19 protein-coding genes are annotated in these 20,667 nt (G+C 63.8%); 17 read left to right on the forward strand and 2 right to left on the reverse strand.

What is annotated here, in order from left to right; genetic code table 11:
* The 4 genes from BMI91_RS16225 to BMI91_RS16240 all read left to right on the forward strand — a co-directional run bounded on the left by BMI91_RS16225 (position 1) and on the right by BMI91_RS16240 (position 5,339).
* On the forward strand, positions 1-1,026 hold the full coding sequence (locus tag BMI91_RS16225) for a LacI family DNA-binding transcriptional regulator (RefSeq protein WP_078605902.1): 1,026 nt from the start codon (positions 1-3) through the stop codon (positions 1,024-1,026).
* Positions 1,027-1,119: 93 nt separating this feature from the next.
* Entirely contained in the window at positions 1,120-2,289 is a 1,170-nt protein-coding gene (locus BMI91_RS16230; RefSeq protein ID WP_078605903.1) for a Gfo/Idh/MocA family protein, read from the forward strand.
* Positions 2,290-2,313: 24 nt separating this feature from the next.
* The gene (locus tag BMI91_RS16235) at positions 2,314-4,404 is read left to right on the forward strand and encodes an FAD-dependent oxidoreductase (RefSeq protein ID WP_078605904.1); all 2,091 of its coding nucleotides are present in this window, start codon (positions 2,314-2,316) and stop codon (positions 4,402-4,404) included.
* Positions 4,401-5,339, forward strand: a complete 939-nt coding sequence (locus tag BMI91_RS16240) for a sugar kinase (protein ID WP_078605905.1) — start codon at positions 4,401-4,403, stop codon at positions 5,337-5,339. The genes BMI91_RS16235 and BMI91_RS16240 overlap by 4 nt, the downstream gene beginning before the upstream one ends.
* A 366-nt stretch (positions 5,340-5,705) precedes the next feature.
* On the opposite strand, the gene BMI91_RS20375 is transcribed toward BMI91_RS16240, so the two are convergent.
* Both BMI91_RS20375 and BMI91_RS16245 read right to left on the reverse strand, forming a co-directional pair.
* Positions 5,706-5,951 (reverse strand): DUF6538 domain-containing protein, encoded by a 246-nt coding sequence (locus BMI91_RS20375; RefSeq protein ID WP_425274943.1) that lies wholly within the window; start codon positions 5,949-5,951, stop codon positions 5,706-5,708.
* Positions 5,952-6,120: 169 nt separating this feature from the next.
* Entirely contained in the window at positions 6,121-6,990 is an 870-nt protein-coding gene (locus tag BMI91_RS16245; protein ID WP_078606076.1) for a MurR/RpiR family transcriptional regulator, read from the reverse strand.
* A 146-nt stretch (positions 6,991-7,136) separates the two neighbouring features.
* On the opposite strand from BMI91_RS16245, the gene BMI91_RS16250 reads away from it, so the two are divergent.
* From BMI91_RS16250 to BMI91_RS16310, 13 genes are all read left to right on the forward strand, one after another.
* Positions 7,137-7,907: an N-formylglutamate amidohydrolase gene (locus BMI91_RS16250; protein WP_078605906.1), complete on the forward strand. Its 771-nt coding sequence runs from the start codon at positions 7,137-7,139 to the stop codon at positions 7,905-7,907.
* Positions 7,907-8,413, forward strand: coding sequence for a TRAP transporter small permease subunit (locus tag BMI91_RS16255; protein ID WP_078522175.1), 507 nt, complete (start codon positions 7,907-7,909; stop codon positions 8,411-8,413). Before BMI91_RS16250 ends, BMI91_RS16255 begins: the two co-directional genes overlap by 1 nt.
* Positions 8,413-9,738 (forward strand): TRAP transporter large permease, encoded by a 1,326-nt coding sequence (locus BMI91_RS16260; protein ID WP_078605907.1) that lies wholly within the window; start codon positions 8,413-8,415, stop codon positions 9,736-9,738. The genes BMI91_RS16255 and BMI91_RS16260 overlap by 1 nt, the downstream gene beginning before the upstream one ends.
* Positions 9,739-9,781: 43 nt before the next feature.
* On the forward strand, positions 9,782-10,819 hold the full coding sequence (locus BMI91_RS16265) for a TRAP transporter substrate-binding protein (RefSeq protein ID WP_078522177.1): 1,038 nt from the start codon (positions 9,782-9,784) through the stop codon (positions 10,817-10,819).
* A gap of 110 nt (positions 10,820-10,929) precedes the next feature.
* Positions 10,930-12,294, forward strand: a complete 1,365-nt coding sequence (locus BMI91_RS16270; protein WP_078605908.1) for a glutamine synthetase family protein — start codon at positions 10,930-10,932, stop codon at positions 12,292-12,294.
* A gap of 44 nt (positions 12,295-12,338) precedes the next feature.
* On the forward strand, positions 12,339-13,727 hold the full coding sequence (locus tag BMI91_RS16275; protein ID WP_078570835.1) for an aldehyde dehydrogenase family protein: 1,389 nt from the start codon (positions 12,339-12,341) through the stop codon (positions 13,725-13,727).
* Positions 13,724-14,878 carry an iron-containing alcohol dehydrogenase gene (locus BMI91_RS16280; RefSeq protein ID WP_078605909.1) on the forward strand — a complete coding sequence of 385 codons (1,155 nt, stop codon included), beginning with the start codon at positions 13,724-13,726 and terminating at the stop codon, positions 14,876-14,878. The genes BMI91_RS16275 and BMI91_RS16280 overlap by 4 nt, the downstream gene beginning before the upstream one ends.
* A 278-nt stretch (positions 14,879-15,156) precedes the next feature.
* Positions 15,157-16,224, forward strand: a complete 1,068-nt coding sequence (locus BMI91_RS16285) for an ABC transporter substrate-binding protein (protein ID WP_408648145.1) — start codon at positions 15,157-15,159, stop codon at positions 16,222-16,224.
* Positions 16,225-16,301: 77 nt separating this feature from the next.
* The gene (locus BMI91_RS16290; protein WP_078602374.1) at positions 16,302-17,156 is read left to right on the forward strand and encodes an ABC transporter permease; all 855 of its coding nucleotides are present in this window, start codon (positions 16,302-16,304) and stop codon (positions 17,154-17,156) included.
* Positions 17,153-17,941, forward strand: coding sequence for an ABC transporter permease (locus BMI91_RS16295; protein WP_078541553.1), 789 nt, complete (start codon positions 17,153-17,155; stop codon positions 17,939-17,941). Before BMI91_RS16290 ends, BMI91_RS16295 begins: the two co-directional genes overlap by 4 nt.
* Positions 17,942-17,944: 3 nt before the next feature.
* Positions 17,945-19,003, forward strand: a complete 1,059-nt coding sequence (locus BMI91_RS16300) for an ABC transporter ATP-binding protein (RefSeq protein ID WP_078541554.1) — start codon at positions 17,945-17,947, stop codon at positions 19,001-19,003.
* A 109-nt stretch (positions 19,004-19,112) separates the two neighbouring features.
* Positions 19,113-19,856: a hypothetical protein gene (locus tag BMI91_RS16305; protein WP_146684131.1), complete on the forward strand. Its 744-nt coding sequence runs from the start codon at positions 19,113-19,115 to the stop codon at positions 19,854-19,856.
* Positions 19,857-19,931: 75 nt separating this feature from the next.
* A complete protein-coding gene (locus BMI91_RS16310; RefSeq protein ID WP_078605911.1) occupies positions 19,932-20,573 on the forward strand; it encodes a DedA family protein in 642 nt (213 codons plus the stop codon).
* Positions 20,574-20,667 lie beyond the last annotated feature (94 nt).

The following is a 20,667-nucleotide window of genomic DNA, read 5'->3' on the forward strand; positions in this document are numbered from 1 at the left end:
ATGGCGCCGAGCGACCGCAGACCGACGATCATCGACGTGGCCCGCAAGGCCGGGGTCTCGAAATCGACCGTCAGCCTCGTGATCCAGAACAGCCCTCTGGTGAAGCAGAAAACGCGCGAGCAGGTGCAGGCTGCGATGACCGAGATCGGCTATGTCTATAACCGGGCGGCGGCCAATCTGCGCAGCGCCGGGGCAGGGCTTGTCGGTCTCGTGATCAACGACCTGCGCAACCCGTTCTTCACCGAATTCGCGACATCCGTTCAAATGGCGTTGTCGAGCCGCGGCTATGCGGCGGTCGTGGCCAATACCGACGAAGACCCGCAGCTGCAGGCGCAGGTGGTCGAGGCGATGATCGAGCACGGCGTCTCCGCGATGATCCTCTCGCCCGCCTATGGCGACGAGGCGCTGAGCTTCGAGGCGCTTCAGCGGGCGGGCATTCCGGCGATGCAGGTGCTGCGCAAAGTCGAGATGCGGACCGAGCTTTTTCCCTTCGCCGCGCCGGACTATCCAAACGGGACGCGCATCGCGACCGAGCATCTCCTCGAACAAGGCGCGAAGCGGATCGCTTTCGTGGGCGGTCTGGAAGGCCGGGCCGTCACGCAGGAACGCATGGCGGGGTATCTGAGTGCGATCGAGATGGCCGGGCTCGAGCCCCATGTTCTGACCGGCAGCGCGAGCCGCGCTTTCGGCAGGCAGGCGGCGCACGCGTTGGCGGACGACCATCCGGAAGTGGATGGCGCGGTCTGCTTCAACGATCAGGTCGCGCTCGGGATGATTTCGGGCTGCGCCGAGATCGGGCGCAACGTCGGCCGCGATCTGCGCATTGTGGGCTTCGATGACATCGAGGAGGCGGCCCATTCCTGGCCCCCGCTCAGCTCGGTGCGCTGCGACATTGACGGCTTCGGGAAGCTTGTCGCCGAAACGATCCTGGCCTGGCTCGAGAACGACAAGGTGCCGGCGCCGGAAATCCGCACGCCGGTCTCGCTGGCCATACGTGGATCGAGTGGCGAGACGCCTGCGGGCTGAGACGACAGGGAGACGGGAGGCCCGCCCGTTCGGACGAAACAGAGACGAGACCGCGCGGAGAGACACCGGCGCGAACAGGAGAGGAGTGTTCAAATGACAGAGATCCGCGTTGCCGTGCTCGGCGCTTCGGGGTGGATGGGCAAAGTCCATACGATGGCCTACCAGACCTTTCCGCATTTCTTCGGGACCGAGGGAGGCACGGCGCGCGTCGTCACCCTCGTCGATCGTAATCCTGCGCGGGCGCAGGAACTTGCCGCGCGGGTGCCCGGTGCGCGGATCGTTCAGGACTGGCGCGAGGTTATCGCCGATCCCGAGGTCGATCTCGTAGATATCTGCCTGCCCGACAACCTGCATTACGAGGTTGCGAAAGCCGCGCTCGAAGCAGGCAAGCATGTCTTTTGCGAAAAGCCCCTTGCCGAGTCCGCCGAAGAGGCGCGCGAGCTTGCCGATATCGCGAAGGCGCGCGGCCTGATCACCCGCGTCGGTCACGGCTTTCCGCGCAACCCCGTCCATGATCTCGCAAAGGAGATCATCGATGCGGGCGAGATCGGCGAGATAACGATGTTCAAAGGGTGCCAGCATGTCGACATGTATGGCGACCCGATGGTGCCCTACATGTGGCGCGCCGACGGGTCGCTCGCGCCGACCGGGATCGTCGGGGATACCGGCAGCCACGTCTTCAGCTTCATGGAATTCCTCGTCGGTCGCGTCTCGTCTCTGATTGCCAACAACATCATCGTCACGCCGCGCCGTCCCAAGATCGAAGGGCTGGGGCTCGGCGAGACGGCGGAGCTGACCGGCAGCGAGGAATGGGCCGACATCACCAATCCCGACGCGAGCCAGATACTGTGCATGTTCGAGAACGGTGCCAACGGGATCGTGGATTTCAGCCGTGTCGCGACCGGGCGCAAGTTCATGCAGACCTATGAGATCTACGGCACGAAAGGCAGCCTCGCCTATACGTTCGACGAGGTGAACCGGCTGCGCTTCTACACCAATGCCGATCCGATTGGGCGCCGCGGCTACCGCGAGATCGATGTCGGGCCCGAGCATCCGACCTACGCGGCCTTCCTGCCGCTGCCGAATTTCGCGCTCGGCTATAACGAGACCAAGATCATCGAAGCGGCGGAGGTCATCCGCTCCATCGTCTCCGGCAAGGAGATGTGGCCGACCTTCGAGACAGGCCATCACATCACCCAGATCGTCGACGCCTGCATGAGCTCGTCCCGGCAACGCGCCTGGGTCGATATTCCGCAAAGCTGACCGGACCGCAAACGGAGCCAAGACATGGACAGTGCAATCCCTCAGGAAATCCTAGACGCCCTGACCGATATCGAGATGCCGCGGCTGCGGGCCGACGAGGCGGTCCCGGAGATGCTCGAGATCGCGGGCCTCACCCTGCCGGTCTATCGCACCGGCTGTCTCGTCGTCGGCAGCGGGGCCGCGGGTCTGCGCGCCGCCGTCGAACTCAAGCGGCGCGGCGGCGAGGTGATCGTCGCGAGCCAGAGCGCCTGGGGCGGGACCTCCGCCTGCTCGGGCTCCGACAAGCAGACGCTACACACCGCGAATACCGCCGATCACGGGGATGATTTCCAGGCGATGGCGCGGGCGATCCGGGCTGGCGGCGCGATGGACGAGGACACGGCCTATATCGAGGCGGTCGGCTCGCCGCGCATGATGGCCTCGCTGCAATATCTCGGCCTGCCGCTGCCGCAGGACCGGTTCGGCGCGACGCTGCGCTACAAGACCGACCATGACGAGACCGGGCGCGCCACAAGCTGCGGCCCCCGAACCTCGCGGCTGATGGTCAAGGTGCTGGCGGAAGAGGCGCTGCGGCTCCATGTGCCGATCTTCAACCACACGACGGTCGTGCAACTGCTCACCGAAGGCGAGGGCGATGGCCGCCGAGTCACCGGCGCGCTGGCCTTCCGCAAATCCGACCGCAGCGAGGCCAATCCCTACGGTCTCGTGCTGTTTGCCGCGCCGAATGTCGTGCTGGCGGCGGGCGGGCCGGGCGAGCTCTATCGCGACAGCGTCTATCCCAATGGCTGTTTCGGAACGCTGGGTCTCGCGCTCGAAGCGGGGATCGAACTGGTCAACCTCACCGAGAGCCAGTTCGGCATCGGGACGCGCCGCGAGGGGTTCCCGTGGAACCTTTCGGGGACTTACGTGCAGTCGCTGCCGCATATCTATTCGGTCGATGCCGAAGGGCGCGAGCATCATTTCCTCGCGCAATATTACCGAACGACGCAGGAGCTGGCCTCCAACGTGTTCCGCAAGGGCTATCAATGGCCGTTCCACGCGACGCGGATGCTGGATTTCGCGTCGAGCCTCGTCGATCTGGCGGTCTGGCGCGAGAGCGCTGCGGGGCGCCGGGTCTTCATGGACTTCAACCGCAATCCGCTTCCGGTGCCCGGGGATCAGCCCTTCGATCTTAACCGCCTCGACGAGGATGTGCGGACCTATCTGGGCACGGCCGGCGCGGATCAGGAGTTGCCGATCGATCGGCTGCGCCACATGAACCCGCTCGCGATCGAACTGTACCGCCGCTACAAGGTCGACATCGCCGCCGCGCCGCTCGAATTCGCGGTGAACAACCAACATATGAATGGCGGGATCGCGGTCGATCCCTGGGGACGTTCCAACCTGCGCGGTGTCTATGCCGCGGGCGAGGCGGCGGGCACGCATGGCGTGACGCGCCCGGGCGGATCGGCCCTGAATGCCGGTCAGGTCTTCGGCACCCGCGTTGGCGAGCATATCGGCGCAAGCCGCACGGCGCATGCGCCGGATGCCGTCGGATCGGAGGCCCTCACGGCGGCGGTGACGGATCTGCTTGCACGGTTGAACACGGACAGCGCGCATTCCGTGAAGTCGGTCCGCGACGAAGTTCAGGCCCGGATGAGCGACCATGCCGGGATGATCTGCAACGGCGAGGACGTGGCCGAAGCGCTTGCAGCGGCGCGCCAGTTGAACCGGAGTTTGCGCAGCGGCGGGATCGCCCCGGAGCGCGCGGGCGATGGCGGGCGCGCGATCCAGTGGCAGCAGATGGCGCTTGCCTCCGAGGCTGTTCTTGCTGCGCTCGACCAGTATATCTCGCAAGGCGGTGGCAGCCGCGGCGCGCGCGCGATCTGTTCCGATGACGGAGAAGCGATCCCGATGGCGCGCGATACGGATCTGAGCGCGTTCCGCTTCAAGACGGAGCGCGACATCGACAAGCAGACGCAAATCCTCGTCCGTCTGGAGGGGGAAGACTTGAAGATCGACACTCGCGAAAACCGCCGCTTCGACGAGAGCGCACGCGCGTTCTTCGAGCGGGACTGGCCCGATTGGCTGACCGGCCGCATCTTTGACCTCGATGCGAAAGGCCTGCGCGAATGAGTGAGAACCCGAAGAAGATGGTCGCCGTCGGGGAAGCGATGCTGGAACTCGCCCCGGTCGAGGGCGGCACGTTCCGCCTTGGCTATGCGGGCGATACGTTCAACACGCTGTGGCATGCGGCGCAACTGCTTGGGGCGCGTGCCCGGGCGGGCTTCGTCACGCGCATCGGCGTGGATAAGCTGTCCGGTCGTTTCCTCGCCGAGATGGAGGCGGATGGCTTGGACATCTCCACCGTTCAGCGCGATGCCGAGCGCGAGATGGGGCTCTACATGATCGAGCTCGAGGGGGCGGAGCGCAGTTTTCACTATTGGCGCCAGCTCTCTGCGGCGCGTCGGCTCGCGGATGATCCCGATACCCTCGGGCGCGCCTTGTCCGGCGCGGATCTCGTCCATGTGTCGGGCATCACCCTTGCCATTCTCTTGCCGGAGGCGCGCGAGACGCTGTTCGACGCGATTGCCAAAGCGCGCAGCGAAGGCGCGCGAATTTCCTTCGATCCGAACTATCGGCCACGGCTCTGGCAATCGCCGGAGGAGGCGCGTGACACGTGTCTGCGCATGCTCGACCATACCGATATCGCGCTGCCGAGCTTTGACGACGAGGCTGCCTTGTGGGGCGATGCGACGCCGGAACAGACCTTGGAGCGATTGAGTGGGCAGGGGGTTGCTGAGATCGCCGTGAAGGATGGCGCGCAACCCGTCTGGTATCATGCCGAGGGCCACACTGGTCGGCGCGACACCCCGGTTCTGACAGAGTTGCGCGATACCACCGGCGCGGGCGATGCGTTCAATGCGGGCTATCTTGCCTCCCGTCTTCTTGGGCATTCGGTCGAACAGGCGATCGGCATGGGGCAGACAGTCGGCGGCGCGGTCTTGGGCGAGCCAGGCGCGCGGCTGGGCAAGGACGCAGCACGCGCCCTCGCGGCATCGCTGAAATAGGCGGGTTCGGTCCATCGCGTGACCTCATGCCTATGCGGTGGTCGTCATTCCGCCGCGCCGTGACGCTTCAAACCTGTCAGGCTGCCGTGTCGGGCGCGGGTCTTCCACCCACGCCAAACCACTCTGGCATCCGAAAATAGGTAAGCGTTGACGTGTGTTCTTCGCACGAACCTCATTCGCCTTCAGGATGGGCATGCCTTTGGCTCTCATAGAGAGACAGGTCGGGGAGGCCTATGGCTCCGCGTGCTGCCGGGACTGCGGGCGACAGAGGATCCACATTGGCAATGGCCTCGATTCGGGAATGGAGGTCGCTGAGAGGTCCCGTAATCAGGTCTGCCATCGGGCTGAAGCTCATGCCCCAGGCCTTCAGTATGTTGACCTAGGCGTCGAACATAGCTCGTGTATCTGCGGCACGCCCGGCGCGACGCGCCCTCCACTCGGTGAAGAGAGCAAGCCTGACGATGGCACAGCGTGGCTCGGCCTTGATGAGTCCCTCGTCTTAAGAGACCTGTTAATCTCACGGAGGGGTTCGACGTCCGTAAACTCATTCGGGACGCGCATGCGGAAGTAGTAGGTCTTGCCCGTTGCCCCACCCGGGTGGAGTTCTCGCAAATTCCACCCGCAGTTGGGTGGAGAAATTTCTCCAAAGAAACCAGGAGCTTCCGACGCCCGAGAGAAAATTGCTTTCTCCCTCGAGGCAGCATCTCCTGGGCACCATTACTCAAAAAGTCGCGCAACTCATCCGGGCTGAGCTTTTTCGCGCAGGCGCGCGCGCTGGGCCTTATTTCCTGCGGAAAAAGCGCGCACGGTCATAAAGGGCCTCCAGCCGCGCCATGCGGGCCGAGGTTTCTTCCCAAGTCAGCGACTGGATCGCGGCCATGAGCGTTTCGACCAGAACCTGAATCGCGACCGTCGAATCCCAGGCCGAGGGCGCTTCGATCTGCGCCGAGAAGCGATAGCGTGCATGGGTCGCGGCGGGCGAGACCCATGGGTCGGTGATCAGCACGACTTCCGCGCCCTGCTCGACCGCCATCTCGACCAGTTGCAGCACGCTCGATTCGTAGCGGCGAATGTCGAAAACCAGCAGCACGTCGCCCTTCTGCATCTCGAGAAGCGCGGGCGGCCAGCTGTTCGAGAGCGGTTCGAGCAGTTCGACCCCGGGGCGGATCACCTTCATATGCGCCACGAAATAGGCCGCGATCGGGCCGGTGACCCGGCCCCCGGTCGCGAAGATGCGGCGCTTCGGGTCGGCCATCAGCGCGGCGGTGGCGTCGAACTCGGCATGGTCGATCTGTTTCAGCGTCGCCTGCAGATTGCCCAGAACCGTATCGGCGAAGCGGTTGATCATATGGGTGTCGGGCGCATCCCCTGCCCAGCGATCGTGTTTGACCAGCGGCGAGACAAGCTGCGCCTCCAACTCGTCGCGCACCGCCTGCTGCAGCCCCGGATAGCCGCCATAGCCCATCTTCTGCGCCAATCGCACCACGGTGGGAGAGGACACTTCGGCGGCCCGCGCCAGCTGCGCGACAGATCCCAGAAGCGCCATCGGATAGTGGCGCAGGATATGTCCGGCGAGTTGTTTCTCGGTTCGGGTCATCTCTTCGATGCCCGTCCGGAGCCTGTCTTCGATGCTTTGCGTCGCTGCTGACAAATCGGGCACCCCCGTGCGAATCAAGTTAGAAATGATTGTAACAGAATTTTCTTCTCTGAAATTTTCTTGACAGATGCGGCTTGGCGGGGCGAGCCTGACCCCAGGACGCGACGTAGAATCGCGCCGCTCAACAGAGAGGGACCGATTTGAACAGCGCGCATGCAGCGGTGGAAATCGAAGGCGCGGATCGACCGGGTGAGGTCGTTCTGGTCTGCGAACATGCGTCGAATGCCTTTCCTGCGCCTTGGGGCGATCTGGGTCTGACACCCGATCAGCGCGAGGCGCATATCGCTTGGGATCCCGGTGCGCTGGGCCTTGCGCGCGGTCTGGCTGCGCAATTGGAGGCGCCGCTGGTCGCCGCCCGCCAGTCGCGACTGATCTACGATCTCAACCGCCCGCCGCATCATCCGGGTGCAATGCCCGTGACTTCCGAGATTCACGACATTCCCGGCAATGCGGCGCTTTCGCCGGACGACCGTAGTGCGCGCACCGAGGCGCTATACGAGCCGTTCCACGCATCCCTACGTAGTCTGATCGCCGAGCGGTTGGCCCGCGGGCGGCCGACGGCGCTGGTGACGGTCCATTCCTTCACGCCGATCTGGTTCGGGAAGCCCCGCGAAGTCGAGCTTGGCGTGATCCACGATGCCGATCCGAGCCTGGCGCAGGCGGTTCTCGAGGAAGCCCGCCGTGTGACCCAGCTCGATGCGCGTCTTAACGAACCTTACTCCGGCGCGGATGGCGTCTGTCATACGCTGGCGCTGCAGGCCACGCCGATGGGGCTGCCGAATGTCATGCTGGAGCTGCGCAACGATCTGATCGCCGATCCTACCGCGCAAGAGGCGATGGCCGTGACGCTTGCCCCGGTGCTGCAAGCCGCGCTGTCGCAGATCACCGCAAATAACGGGGAGGCCGCCTGATGCCACGCTGGAGTGTCGCCTATGTCCGCCTGATCGACGGGTTCAACCGCAAGCTCGGCAAGGTGGCGATGTACCTGCTCTACGTGATGATGGCGATCATGTTGTTTTCGTCGCTGACGAAAATCTTCGAGATTCCCGCGCTCTGGACGCTCGAAATGGCCCAGTTCACGCTGGTTGCCTATTACATGCTCGGCGCGCCGTGGACGCTGCAGGGAGATACCAATGTGCGGATGGACCTGCTGTATTCTCGCTGGTCGCCGAAAGGGCAGGCCTGGTGGGATGCCTTCACCGTTTTCGCGCTGATGTTCTACCTCGGGATCATGGTCTACTCGGCCTTCGATTCCACGGTCTATTCCTTCGAATATAACGAGCGAAACCCGACCGCGTGGCGTCCGGTGCTGTGGCCGATCAAGGTCATCATCACCACGGGCTTCGCGCTTCTGTTCTTGCAGGCCGTGGCGCTTCTGATCCGCGATGTCGCGACTATTCGCGGAGAGGAAATCTGATGGATCACAACACCATCGCCCTTCTGATGTTCTCGACGATGCTGCTGATGATGCTGACCGGTCAGCGTGTCTTCGGCGCGATCGGCTTCGTCGCAGTCGTCGCGGCGTTCTGGCTCTGGGGGCCGGGCGGCACGCAGATGGGCTTCGGCTCGGTCATGAAGCTGATGAAATGGACGCCGCTGCTGACGCTGCCGATGTTCGTCTACATGGGCTACGTGATGTCCGAGAGCCGTCTGGCCGAAGACCTCTACCGCATGTTCCACGTCTGGTTCGGGCCATTACCGGGCGGCCTCGCCATCGGGACGATCATGCTGATGGTGATGATCTCGGTGATGAACGGGCTGTCGGTCGCGGGCATGGCCATTGGCGCGACGATCGCGCTGCCGGAACTGCTGCGGCGCAACTACGACAAGCTGATGATCTCGGGGGTGATTCAGGCGGGCTCGTCCTTGGGCATCCTGATCCCGCCCTCGGTCGTGCTGGTGCTGTTCTCTCTGATCGCGCGGCAGCCGGTGTCGGAACTTTGGCTGGCAGGTGCGGTGCCGGGGCTGCTGATGGCCACGCTTTTTGTCGCCTATATCGTGATCCGCTGCAAACTGAACCCGGACCTCGCGCCGCCGATGGATGCGGAAGAGCGCGCCATGATCACCATGCGCGAGAAGCTGCGCCTGCTGCGCGCGGGTCTGATGCCGGTCTTCATCTTCGTTGCGATGATGGTGCCCTTCCTTAAGGGGTGGGCGAGCCTGACCGAAGCCTCGGTGATCGGCGCGCTGGCCGCTGTCTTCGCGGCGGCCATCAAGCGGCGCTTCACCTGGCAGGTCTTCAAGGTTTCGACCGAGAACACGCTCAAGATCACCGTCATGTTTATGCTGATCATCACCGCGGCGCTCTCCTTCGGGGCGGTGTTCGACGGTCTCGGCGCGGGCCGCGCGATCGAAGACTTCTTCACCGAAAGTCTCGGTCTTGGCCCGTGGCAGATCCTGATCCTGATGCAGCTGAGCTTCCTCGTGATGGGGATGTTCCTCGACGACACGGCGATGCTGGTGATCGTGGCGCCCGTCTATGTCTCGCTCGCCCGGCATCTGGGCTTCGACATGATCTGGTACGGTGTCCTTTATACCATCACCTGTCAGGTTGCCTATCTCACGCCGCCCTTCGGTTATAATCTGTTCCTGATGAAGGCGATGGCGCCCAAGGAATTCACCCTGCCGGTGATCTACGCCTCGGTGATCCCCTTCGTGGGCGTGATGGTCCTGACGCTGATCCTCGTGATGATCTTTCCGCAGCTGGCGCTCTGGCTGCCGCATGCGGTGCTTGGAAGATAACCATAACCCGGAAAAACCGGGATCAACCAACAAGGAGAGAGTGATGACGACAAGAAGACAGTTCCTCACCACCGGTGCGGTGGGTGCGGCTGCGGCGGGCCTTGCGGCCCCGGCCGTCGCGCAGACCACGCCGATCAAGTGGCGTATGCAGACCTATGCCGGACCTGCGCTGGCCGAACAGGTCGTGGACAATTGCATCAAGACCTTCAACGAAATCGCCGATGGCGAGATGGAGATCGAACTTTACTACGCCGACCAGCTGGTGCCGACCTCCGAGCTGTTCCGCGCGATGCAGTCGGGCACGATCGACGCCGTGCAATCCGACGATGACTCGATGGCCTCGCCCACCGAAGTCACCGTCTTCGGCGGCTATTTCCCCTTCGGCCTGCGCTACTCGCTCGATGTGCCGACGCTGTTCAACGAATGGGGTCTCAACGAGATCTGGGACGAGCAGTATTCGGCCGTCGGCGTGAAGCACATCTCGGCGGGCTCGTGGGACCCGTGTAACTTCGCCATGAAAGAGCCGGTGAAGTCGCTCGACGATCTGAACGGCAAACGGGTCTTCACCTTCCCGACCGCCGGGCGCTTCCTCGCGCAGTTCGGCGTCGTGCCGGTGACGATCCCGTGGGAAGACGTGGAAGTCGCGCTGCAGACGGGCGAGCTGGACGGCGTCGCATGGTCGGGCATCACCGAGGATTACACCTCGGGCTGGGGCAAGAACGCGCCCTATTTCCTGACCAACAACATCTCGGGCGCATGGATCGGCCACTTCTTCGCCAACATGGATCGTTGGAACGAGGTGCCGGATCGTCTGAAGACGCTGATGAAGACCTGCTTCGATCAATCGCATTACCACCGCCAGTACTGGTACTGGTCGGGCGAGGCGAAGCTGCGCGTCGAAGGCACCGATATGGAGCTGACGACCATTCCGGACGCCGAATGGCAGAAGGTCGAAGACGCCGCCCACAAGTTCTGGGACGAGATCGCGGCCGAGAGCGAGTTGAAGGCCAAGGTCGTCGACATCTTCAAGAAATACAACGCGACGATGGCGAAGGCAGGCCCGCCCTATCGCTGCGGCTAAGCAGAGCGGGGGCGGCGGAAACGCTGCCCCTACGACGCAACATTTGCCCTCTTGTGGGGCCCCGCACCGCGCGGCAATCTCGCGCGGTGATCTTGATCCCGGAGGAACTCATGTCGCGTAAATTATCGTTCGACGCGCTCAAGAAATCGGTCAATGCAGGCGAGGTCGATACGGTCATCGCAGCCCTTGTGGATATGCAGGGACGGCTTCAGGGCAAGCGGTTCCACGCGGCGCATTTCATCGACAGCGCATGGGAAGAGACCCATTGCTGCAACTACCTGCTGGCGACCGACATGGAGATGGTCACGGTGCCGGGCTATGACGCGTCCAGCTGGGAGCGCGGCTACGGCGATTACGTGATGAAGCCCGACATGGAGACGCTGCGGCTGATCCCGTGGGTTCCGGGCACGGCGCTGGTGATCTGCGATCTGCTCGATCATCACAGACACGAGCCGATCCCCCATGCGCCGCGCCAGATGCTGAAATCGCAGCTCAAGCGCGCCAAGGACATGGGCTTTGACGTGATGATGGCGACCGAGCTGGAGTTCTTCCTGTTCGAGGAAAGCTATCCGCAGCTCTTTGATGCGGGTTATCCCGATCCGACCCCGGTCGCGCGCTACAATGTCGACTATTCGCTGATGGGCAATTCGCGCGCCGAACCGGCGATGCGGGCGATGCGCAACGCGCTTTATGCGGCGGGCGTGCCGGTCGAATGCTCCAAGGGCGAGGCCGAATGCGGTCAGGAAGAGCTGAACGTGAAATATGCGGGCGGGCTTCAGACCGCCGACATGCATGTGCTGGTCAAGCAATGCGCCAAGGAAGTCGCCCAGTCCCACGGGCTCTCGGCGACCTTCATGGCGAAATACCACACCGACAAGGCGGGCTCGTCGAGCCACGTTCACCAGTCGCTCTGGAAGGGCGGCAAACCGGCCTTCTTCGACAAGGACGCGCCGAACGGCATGTCCGAGTTGATGCACCAATTCCTTGCCGGGCAGCTGACCCATGCGCGCGAGATCACCTATTTCCTCGCGCCGTATACCAACAGCTACAAGCGCTTCTGCGAGGGGCTTTTCGCGCCGACGAAAGCGGTCTGGTCGCTCGACAACCGCACGGCGGGCTTCCGCATCTGCGGCGAGGGCACGAAAGGAATTCGCGTCGAGTGCCGCATCGGCGGGGCCGACCTGAACCCCTATCTGGCCTGCGCGTCGCTTCTCGCGGCGGGGCTGGCCGGGATCGAGGGTGAGATGGACCCGAGGCCGGAAGCCGCGGGCGACATCTACAAGGCGGGCGAAGTGACCGAGGTGCCGAAATCCCTGACCGAGGCGCTGGGCGCTCTCGAAGGTTCGGACATGCTCAAATCCGCCTTCGGTGAGGACGTGATGGCCCATTACGTGCGCGCCGCTCGCTGGGAAATCGAAGAACAGAACCGAGTTGTGACCGACTGGGAGCGGATGCGCGGTTTCGAACGCGCCTGAGTTTTGACAGACCCGCGGGGCCCTACACCCCGCAAGGAGACATGATGACCAAGACCCTGAAATGTATCTCGCCCGTCGACGGGCAGGTCTATGCCGAACGCGAGGCGCTGAGCGCCTCCGACGCGCAGGCGCTGGCCGCGAGCCTTCGCGCCGCGCAGCCCGCATGGGCCGAACGCCCGCTGTCGGAGCGTATCGCGCTCGTCGAGGCGGGCATCGCCAAGCTCAACGAGATGAAGGATCTCGTGGTCGAGGAGCTTGCGTGGCAGATGGGCCGCCCGACCCGCTATGGCGGCGAATTCGGCGGCATGAACGAGCGCGCGGGCTACATGGCCTCGATCGCTGAAGAGGCGCTCGCCCCGATGGTGGTCGAGCAGAGCGACAGCTTCCTGCGCCAGATCGCGCGCGAACCGGTCGGCGTCGTCTTCATCATCGCGCCGTGGAACTACCCCTATATGACGGTGATCAACTCGCTGGTTCCGGCGCTGATCGCGGGTAACACGGTGATGTTGAAGCACGCGACCCAGACCATGCTGGTGGGCGAGCGTATCGCCGAAGCCTTCCACGCGGCGGGCGTGCCGCAGGACGTGTTCCAGAACGTCTACCTCACGCACGAGACCTCGGAAGAGCTGATGGGCGCGAAGGCGTTCGATTTCGTCAACTTCACTGGCTCGGTCGGGGGCGGCCGCGCGGTGGAGCGCGCGCTGGCGGGCACCTTCACCGGGCTGGGCCTAGAACTGGGCGGCAAGGATCCGGGCTATGTGGCCGCGGATGCCGATCTGGATGCGGCGGTCGACGGGCTGATGGATGGCGCGCTGTTCAACGCGGGCCAGTGCTGCTGCGGGATCGAGCGGATCTACGTCCATGCCAGCCTCTACGATGCGTTCGTCGAAAAGGCCGCAGCCTGGGCGAGCAAGCTGACCCTCGGCAATCCGTTCGAACCGGAGACGACCCTCGGCCCGATGGCCAACAAGCGCTTCGCCGAAGTGGTGCGCGGCCAGATCGAGGATGCGATCACCGATGGCGCCAAGCCGCTGCTCGACCCCGAGCTGTTCCCGGCAGACGACGGTGGCGCCTATCTCGCGCCGCAGATCCTCGTCGACGTGAACCACGAGATGCGCGTGATGCGCGAGGAAAGCTTCGGTCCCGTCGTCGGCATCATGCCGGTGAAGGATGACGAGGAAGCCATCGCCGCGATGAACGATTGCGATTACGGGCTGACCTGCTCGATCTGGACCGCCGATCCCGCCCGCGCCGAGGCGATGGGCAAGCGGCTGCAGACCGGCACCGTCTTCATGAACCGCTGCGACTATCTCGACCCGGCGCTGTGCTGGACCGGCTGCAAGGAAACGGGCCGTGGCGGCTCGCTCTCGGTGCTGGGCTACCACGCGCTGACGCGTCCGAAATCCTACCATCTCAAGAAGGTGACGAAATGACTGCCCCCACCGCAAACTGGTCCTATCCGACCACGATCAAATTCGGCCCCGGCCGGATTTCGGAACTGGCCGATCACTGCAAATCCGTGGGTATCGCGAAGCCGCTTCTGGTGACCGACAAGGCGCTGGCCGCACTGCCGATCACCGCCGGGGCGCTCGACGTGCTGGATGCGGCGGGTCTTGGCCGCGCTGTGTTCTCCGAGGTTGATCCGAACCCGAACGAGGGCAACATGGCCGCCGGGATCGAGGTCTATAAGGCGGGTGGCCATGACGGCGTGATCTGCTTCGGCGGCGGCTCCGCGCTCGATCTGGGCAAGATGATCGCGCTGATGGCGGGGCAGGACGCTTCGCTGAGCGTCTGGGATCTGGAAGATATCGGCGACTGGTGGACGCGGGCGAATGGTGACGCCATCGCGCCGATCATCGCGGTGCCGACGACGGCCGGGACCGGCTCGGAAGTGGGCCGCGCAGGCGTTCTGACCAATTCCGAGACTCACAAGAAGAAGATCATCTTCCACCCGAAACTGATGCCTGCGATCACGATCTGCGATCCGGAGCTGACGGTCGGCATGCCGCCCTTCATCACGGCGGGCACCGGGATGGACGCGCTGGCGCATTGCCTCGAGGCGTTCTGTAGCCCGCATTACCACCCGATGAGCCAGGGTATCGCGCTCGAAGGGATGCGGCTCGTCTTCGAGAACCTGCCGCGTGCCTATACGACGCCGGACGATCTGGAAGCCCGCGCGAACATGATGTCGGCTGCGGCGATGGGGGCGGTGGCCTTCCAGAAGGGCCTCGGCGCGATCCACTCGCTGAGCCACCCGGTCGGCGCGGTCTACGGCACCCATCACGGCACCACCAATGCCTGCGTGATGCCGATGGTGCTCGACTTCAACCGCGCCACCATCGAGGAGCGGATCAACCGCGCGGCGGCGTATCTGGCCATCGCGGGCGGCTTCGAGGGCTTCAAGGCCCGGATCGAGAGCCTGCGGACCGAATTGTCCATCCCGGCGAACCTGACCGAGATGGGCGTGAAGCGCGAAGATCTCGACATGCTGGTCGAGATGGCGCTGGAAGATCCGTCCTGTGGCGGCAACCCGGTCGAGATGACGGCCGAGAATACCCGCGCGCTTTACGAGGCGTGCCTTTGACATCGGCGCGAGCGGGGGCTGCGCCCTCGCTCGTTGGCGCGGCTCACGCGTCTGTAACTAGTGTTGATGAGGAATTTTGCTTCAACATCTGTACTGCCAAAAATCTGTTACAACGCCCGCATAAAGGGTCGCCGATGCCGGAGCCAACCGGACGGCACAACCGTCGAAAGACATTAGCTCGGGGGAGACAGGACCGCATGAGGCGGCACCGCCCTCCATCAACGGGGAGAGACCTGAAAATGACCTTCAAGTTCCGTTACCTTGCAGCGGCCAGCGCCATGGCCCTTGCTGCCAGCACCGGCGTCAGCTTCGCCGACAGCATGGATGACCTCTACGCTGCTGCGAAAGAAGAAGGCAGTCTGACCACGATCGCGCTGCCGCATTCGTGGTGCAACTACGCGGGCGTGATCGACGGCTTCAAGAAGAAGTATCCCGGGATCACCGTGAACGAGCTGAACCCCGATGCGGGCTCGGCCGATGAACTCGAAGCGATCCGCGCCAACAAGGACAACAAGGGTCCGCAGGCGCCCGACGTGATCGACGTGGGCCTTTCCTTCGGCCCGGCGGCCAAGGACGAGGGTCTGATCCAGCCCTACAAGGTCTCGACCTGGGACACGATCCCGGACAGCGCCAAGGATGCCGAAGGCTACTGGTATGGCGACTACTACGGCGTGCTGTCGTTCGCGGTGAACAAAGACATCGTCGACAACGTGCCGCAGGACTGGTCGGACCTGCTCAAGCCGGAATACGCGAACTCGGTGGCTCTGGCGGGCGATCCGCGCGCCTCGAACCAGGCGATCCTCGGCGTTCTGGCCGCGGGCGTCGCAGCAGGCGGCGAGCCGGGCAAAGCCTCGGGCGAAGCCGGTCTGAAATACTTCGCCGAGATGAACAAGAACGGCAACTTCGTGCCCGTCATCGGCAAGACCGGGACGCTCGCTCAGGGCGCGACCCCGATCGTCGTCGAGTGGGACTATAACGCTCTGGCCGGTCGCGACACGCTGAACGGCAACCCGCCGGTCGACGTCGTCGTGCCGAAATCGGGCGTCGTCGCCGGCGTCTACGTTCAGGCGATCTCGGCCTACGCGCCGCACCCGAACGCAGCCAAACTCTGGATGGAATACCTCTATTCGGACGAAGGTCAGCTCGGCTGGCTCGAAGGCTATTGCCACCCGATCCGCTTCAACGACCTGTCGGCCAACGGCAAGGTTCCGCAGAAGATGCTCGACGCGATGCCGCCCGCCGAGGGCTACGCCAAGGCGGTCTTCCCGTCGCTCGACGCGCAGGCTGCGAACAAGGAAGTCGTGACCGGCGGCTGGGATAGCGTCGTCGGCGCGAACGTCCAGTAACCGAACCCGCATAAGCACACGCCCCGCGCCTGATCGCGCGGGGCGACTTTATTGAAAATTCTGCAAAGCGAGGCCCGATGCAAAGCCGCAAGCTGCCGCTGACTTGGGTGGGGATGGTTCCCTTCACGCTCTTCGCGCTTTTGTTCCTGATCGCACCGACGATGTATATCGTGGTGGGCGCGTTTAGGACGAGCGACGGGGGCTTCACGCTGTCGAACCTCGTGAACCTGTTTCAACCGACGATCCTCGCGAGCTACTGGATCTCGATCAAGATCAGCCTCGCCACTGCGCTTGTAGGCTGCCTGATCGGCTTCGCGCTGGCCGCCGCCGTCACGCTGGGCGGCCTGCCGAACTGGCTTCGCGGTCCGGTGATGACCTTCTCGGGCGTGGCCTCGAACTTCGCAGGCGTGCCACTGGCCTTCGCCTTCCTCGCGACGCTGGGACGTCTGGGTCTCGTGACCGTGCTGCTGAAGTCGTGGTTCGGCTTCAACATCTACAGCCACGGCTTCAACCTTCTCAGCTTCTTCGGCCTGACGCTGACCTATCTGTTCTTCCAGATCCCGCTGATGGTGCTGATCATCACCCCGGCGCTGGACGGTCTGAAGCGCGAATGGAAAGAGGCGGCGAGCATCCTCGGTGCGACCGGCTTCCAGTATTGGCGCATTGTCGCGCTGCCGATCCTCTGGCCCTCTCTGCTGGGCACGCTGGCGCTGCTGTTCGCCAATAGCTTCGGCGCGGTGGCGACGGCCTATGCGCTCACCGGCTCGTCGATGTCGATCGTGCCAATCATGCTTTACGCGCAAATCCGCGGCGATGTGCTGCAGGACCCGCATCTGGGCTACGCGCTGGCCTTCGGGATGATCGTCATCACCGGCCTCGCCAACCTCGCCTATGTCTGGCTCCGCGTACGCTCGGAAAGGTGGATGCGATGAAATCCAAGAAACTCTGGTCCTGGCTCGCACTGGCGTTCGGGGCGCTTTATTTCGCGCTGCCGCTGCTCGGCACGCTGGAATTCTCGCTGCGCGCGCGGCGCGGGGTCTATTCGCTCGACGCTTACCGCTCGGTGCTCGCCGATCCGCAATTCCGCGAAACCTTCAGCTACTCCGTCGTGATGGCGATCTTTACGATCCTCGTGGGCGCGCTGATCGTGGTGCCGACCGCCTATTGGGTGCGTCTCAAGCTGCCGCATTGGCGCCCGGTGGTGGAGTTCATCACGCTCCTGCCGCTGGTGATCCCGCCGATCGTGATCGTCTTCGGCTATATCCGGCTCTATAACACCTCGTCGATCCTGCCGCTGACCGGCACGACGACGGGCACCAACCTCCTGCTGATGCTGGGCTATGCCACGCTCTCGCTGCCTTACATGTATCGCGCGGTCGATACCGGGCTGCGCACCATCGATGTCGGCACGCTGACCGAAGCCGCGCAAAGCCTCGGCGCCGGGTGGAGCACGATCCTCGCCCGCGTCATCCTGCCGAACGTGCTGGTAGCGGTGCTCTCGGGCGCCTTCATCACCTTCGCCATCGTCATCGGCGAGTTCGTCCTCGCCTCGCTCCTCAACCGGCCAGCATTCGGCCCCTATATGCAGCTGACCGGCGCGAACAAGGCTTACGAGCCCGCCGCGCTTGCGGTGATCGCCTTCTCGATCACCTGGATCTGCATGGGGCTGATCCAACTCGTCACCCGGTTTTCCAAACATACGAACGCAAAGCGGTAACCCATGGCCTCTCTCGAGATCGAACATCTGGAAAAATCCTTCGGCGCGAACCGCGTGGTGAAGGATTTCAACCTCTCCATCGAAGAGGGCGAATTTATCTCGCTGCTCGGCCCGTCGGGCTGCGGCAAGACGACCGTGCTGCGGATGGTGGCAGGCTTCGAGAGCCCTTCGGGCGGCGCGATCCGCATCGGTGGGCAGGACGTCACGCATCTGGGGGCGAACCAGCGCAATATCGGCATGGTGTTCCAGGCCTACGCGCTGTTTCCCAACCTGACGGTCGCGCAGAACGTGGGCTTCGGGCTGCGCGTGGCGAAACGTCCGCGCGCCGAGATCAAAGCCCGTGTGACCGAGATGCTGGAGCTGATCGGCCTGCCCGATCTGGGCAACCGCTACCCGTTCCAGCTGTCGGGTGGGCAACAGCAGCGGGTGGCGCTGGCCCGCGCGCTCGCCATTCAGCCGCGCGTGCTGCTGCTCGACGAGCCGCTTTCCGCGCTTGATGCGAAGATCCGCGTCTCCTTGCGCGAAGAGATCCGCGACATTCAGCGCCGCCTCGGCATCACCACGATCTTCGTGACGCACGATCAGGAAGAGGCGCTGTCGATCTCGGATCGGGTGGTGGTGATGAATGGCGGTGTGGCCGAGCAGATCGGCGCGCCTTTCGAGATCTACAACCAGCCGAAGACCCGCTTCGTCGCGCAATTCGTGGGCACGCTGAACGCGCTCGAGGCCGAAGTGGCCGATCCGGAACGCGGCGCTCTGCGCGTCGGCAGCACCGAGGTGATCCTGTCCGAACCGGTCACCGCGGGCCAAGGCACTCCGGTCACGCTGGCCGCGCGGCCCGAAGTTCTGGCGCTGGGCCGCCGCGAGGGCAATGACACAGTGTTCACGGGGCGGATCGTCGAGACGCATTTCCTCGGCTCGATTCTGCGGGTGAGAATGGAAGTGGAAGGGCAGCTTATCGCGCTCGACACGTTCAACCGTCCCGGCAATCCGCCGCCCAAGGTCGGCACCGAGGCCGAGGTCAGCGTCGCAAGCCGCGATCTGCTCGTTCTGGCCGACTGACGACGCGAAACAAGCCCTGCGCCCTTCTTTTCTCCGGGTTTCGGACCCGGAGCCCCTTCTGCCGCGTTGCCGATGAAAGCTTACACGCGACCGTAGCAGAAGGATGAAAATGGAGTGGCTCGTCGATCATAATCAGGTGGTGAGTATCGCGGTGCAGATCGTCACCGCGCTCGTCTGGATTATCTATCTGCAACTTCTGCTGCAGAATTTCCGGCGGGAGCGTCGCTCGAAACTGCTGCTCACCCGTGTCGCGGGCGGCCATGAGCGCGGGCATCTGATGCTCGGCAATATGGGTGCCGAGCCGATTTTCGTGAAAGCCCTTCTGGCCGATCTCGTGATCGACGGGAAAACCTATCACTCGATCGCCAGCGATTCCGGGGGCTTTGCGCCATTCGCGGAGTCCAGCCCCAACGAGTCGATCAAGGGCCCGCTGAAAACCGCAGCATATCGCGATCTCGGTCGCATTTCCGATCTTGTGGACGTCGCGCTGGAATTCTCCGACCTGCCCGAAGACGCAAAACGGGTGGAAACGGTGATTTTCACCGTGCTGGCAGAGGGCAGTCGCGACAATATCCTGACCGCCGGGCGGCTCTGTTTCGATGTCTATCACGCCGGGGAGCATCAGCGCTTCTTGCCGCAGACCTCTTCGACGGTGCAGTTGCGCAGTTTCCGCAAACGTCGCGAATTGGCGGCGCGGCTGAAGGAAATGCTGGAGCAGGAAGCGCGCGCTTTCCTCACCAGTGAAGACGGCCAACGCCGCGAGCGTGGCGCAGAGCTACAGCAGCTGCGGCGTCGCCAGCGACAAAGCGAGAAGGAACGCCAGGCCGACGCTCCGCACGAGGCTGCCGAATGAGGCTTTGCGAGACCTGTCGTCCAATATAACCGAACCCAGCGCGCCGTTCCGGCTTGAGGCGCCAAAGGAGACATCATGTTCAACTGGATCACCGGCGTCATCGCATCCTTCGGCTATTTCGGTATCGCGGGGCTGATGCTGCTGGAGAACGTGTTTCCGCCGATCCCGTCCGAACTGATCATGCCACTCGCAGGCTACATGGCGGCGCAGGGGAAATTCTCGCTCACATTGTTGATCGTTGCGGGCACTATCGGTTCGGTGCTGGGCGCGCTCCTTTGGTACTGGATCGGCCTCAAGATCGGGATCAAGCGCCTGTGCCACCTGTCGAGCCGCCATGGCCGCTGGATCGGCATCACCCCGCGCGACATTACCCGGACCAAGAAATGGTTCGACAAGCACGGCTGGGTGGGCGTGTTCTTCGGGCGCATGCTTCCCGGCGTCCGCACGCTGATCTCGGTGCCGGCGGGCATGGCGCGGATGCCCTTCGTCCCGTTCCTTGCCTACACGACGCTGGGCAGCGCGCTCTGGACCGCCTTGCTGACCGTCGCGGGCTATCTGCTCGGGAAGCAGTACAGCGAAGTCGCAAGCTGGGTGAACCCGGTCTCGACCGGCGTGATCGTGGTGCTCGTCCTGCTCTACGCCTATCGGGTGATTACCTGGAAGCCGCTGAGAGATGACGACGAACCCAGCGGCGCCACGCCCGCGCGCGAGAGCTGAACTGCTGAGCACAAGCGACACCTAAGCCGGGTTTTGCCATCTCGCGTTGGCAAGAACGCGGCAAAAGGCTTATATGCCCGGCAAGACGTTAAAG

The organism is Thioclava sediminum, assembly GCF_002020355.1.
Lineage (GTDB): Bacteria > Pseudomonadota > Alphaproteobacteria > Rhodobacterales > Rhodobacteraceae > Thioclava > Thioclava sediminum.

Coding starts and splice junctions, on each gene's coding strand:
- BMI91_RS16255 (WP_078522175.1), top strand. CDS start 7,907: ATGCCACGCTGGAGTGTCGCCTATGTCCGCCTGATCGACGGGTTCAAC.
- BMI91_RS16305 (WP_146684131.1), top strand. CDS start 19,113: ATGGAGTGGCTCGTCGATCATAATCAGGTGGTGAGTATCGCGGTGCAG.
- BMI91_RS16310 (WP_078605911.1), top strand. CDS start 19,932: ATGTTCAACTGGATCACCGGCGTCATCGCATCCTTCGGCTATTTCGGT.
- BMI91_RS16295 (WP_078541553.1), top strand. CDS start 17,153: ATGAAATCCAAGAAACTCTGGTCCTGGCTCGCACTGGCGTTCGGGGCG.
- BMI91_RS16225 (WP_078605902.1), top strand. CDS start 1: ATGGCGCCGAGCGACCGCAGACCGACGATCATCGACGTGGCCCGCAAG.
- BMI91_RS16285 (WP_408648145.1), top strand. CDS start 15,157: ATGGCCCTTGCTGCCAGCACCGGCGTCAGCTTCGCCGACAGCATGGAT.
- BMI91_RS16240 (WP_078605905.1), top strand. CDS start 4,401: ATGAGTGAGAACCCGAAGAAGATGGTCGCCGTCGGGGAAGCGATGCTG.
- BMI91_RS16230 (WP_078605903.1), top strand. CDS start 1,120: ATGACAGAGATCCGCGTTGCCGTGCTCGGCGCTTCGGGGTGGATGGGC.
- BMI91_RS16270 (WP_078605908.1), top strand. CDS start 10,930: ATGTCGCGTAAATTATCGTTCGACGCGCTCAAGAAATCGGTCAATGCA.
- BMI91_RS16290 (WP_078602374.1), top strand. CDS start 16,302: ATGCAAAGCCGCAAGCTGCCGCTGACTTGGGTGGGGATGGTTCCCTTC.
- BMI91_RS16280 (WP_078605909.1), top strand. CDS start 13,724: ATGACTGCCCCCACCGCAAACTGGTCCTATCCGACCACGATCAAATTC.
- BMI91_RS16275 (WP_078570835.1), top strand. CDS start 12,339: ATGACCAAGACCCTGAAATGTATCTCGCCCGTCGACGGGCAGGTCTAT.
- BMI91_RS16265 (WP_078522177.1), top strand. CDS start 9,782: ATGACGACAAGAAGACAGTTCCTCACCACCGGTGCGGTGGGTGCGGCT.
- BMI91_RS16260 (WP_078605907.1), top strand. CDS start 8,413: ATGGATCACAACACCATCGCCCTTCTGATGTTCTCGACGATGCTGCTG.
- BMI91_RS16235 (WP_078605904.1), top strand. CDS start 2,314: ATGGACAGTGCAATCCCTCAGGAAATCCTAGACGCCCTGACCGATATC.
- BMI91_RS16300 (WP_078541554.1), top strand. CDS start 17,945: ATGGCCTCTCTCGAGATCGAACATCTGGAAAAATCCTTCGGCGCGAAC.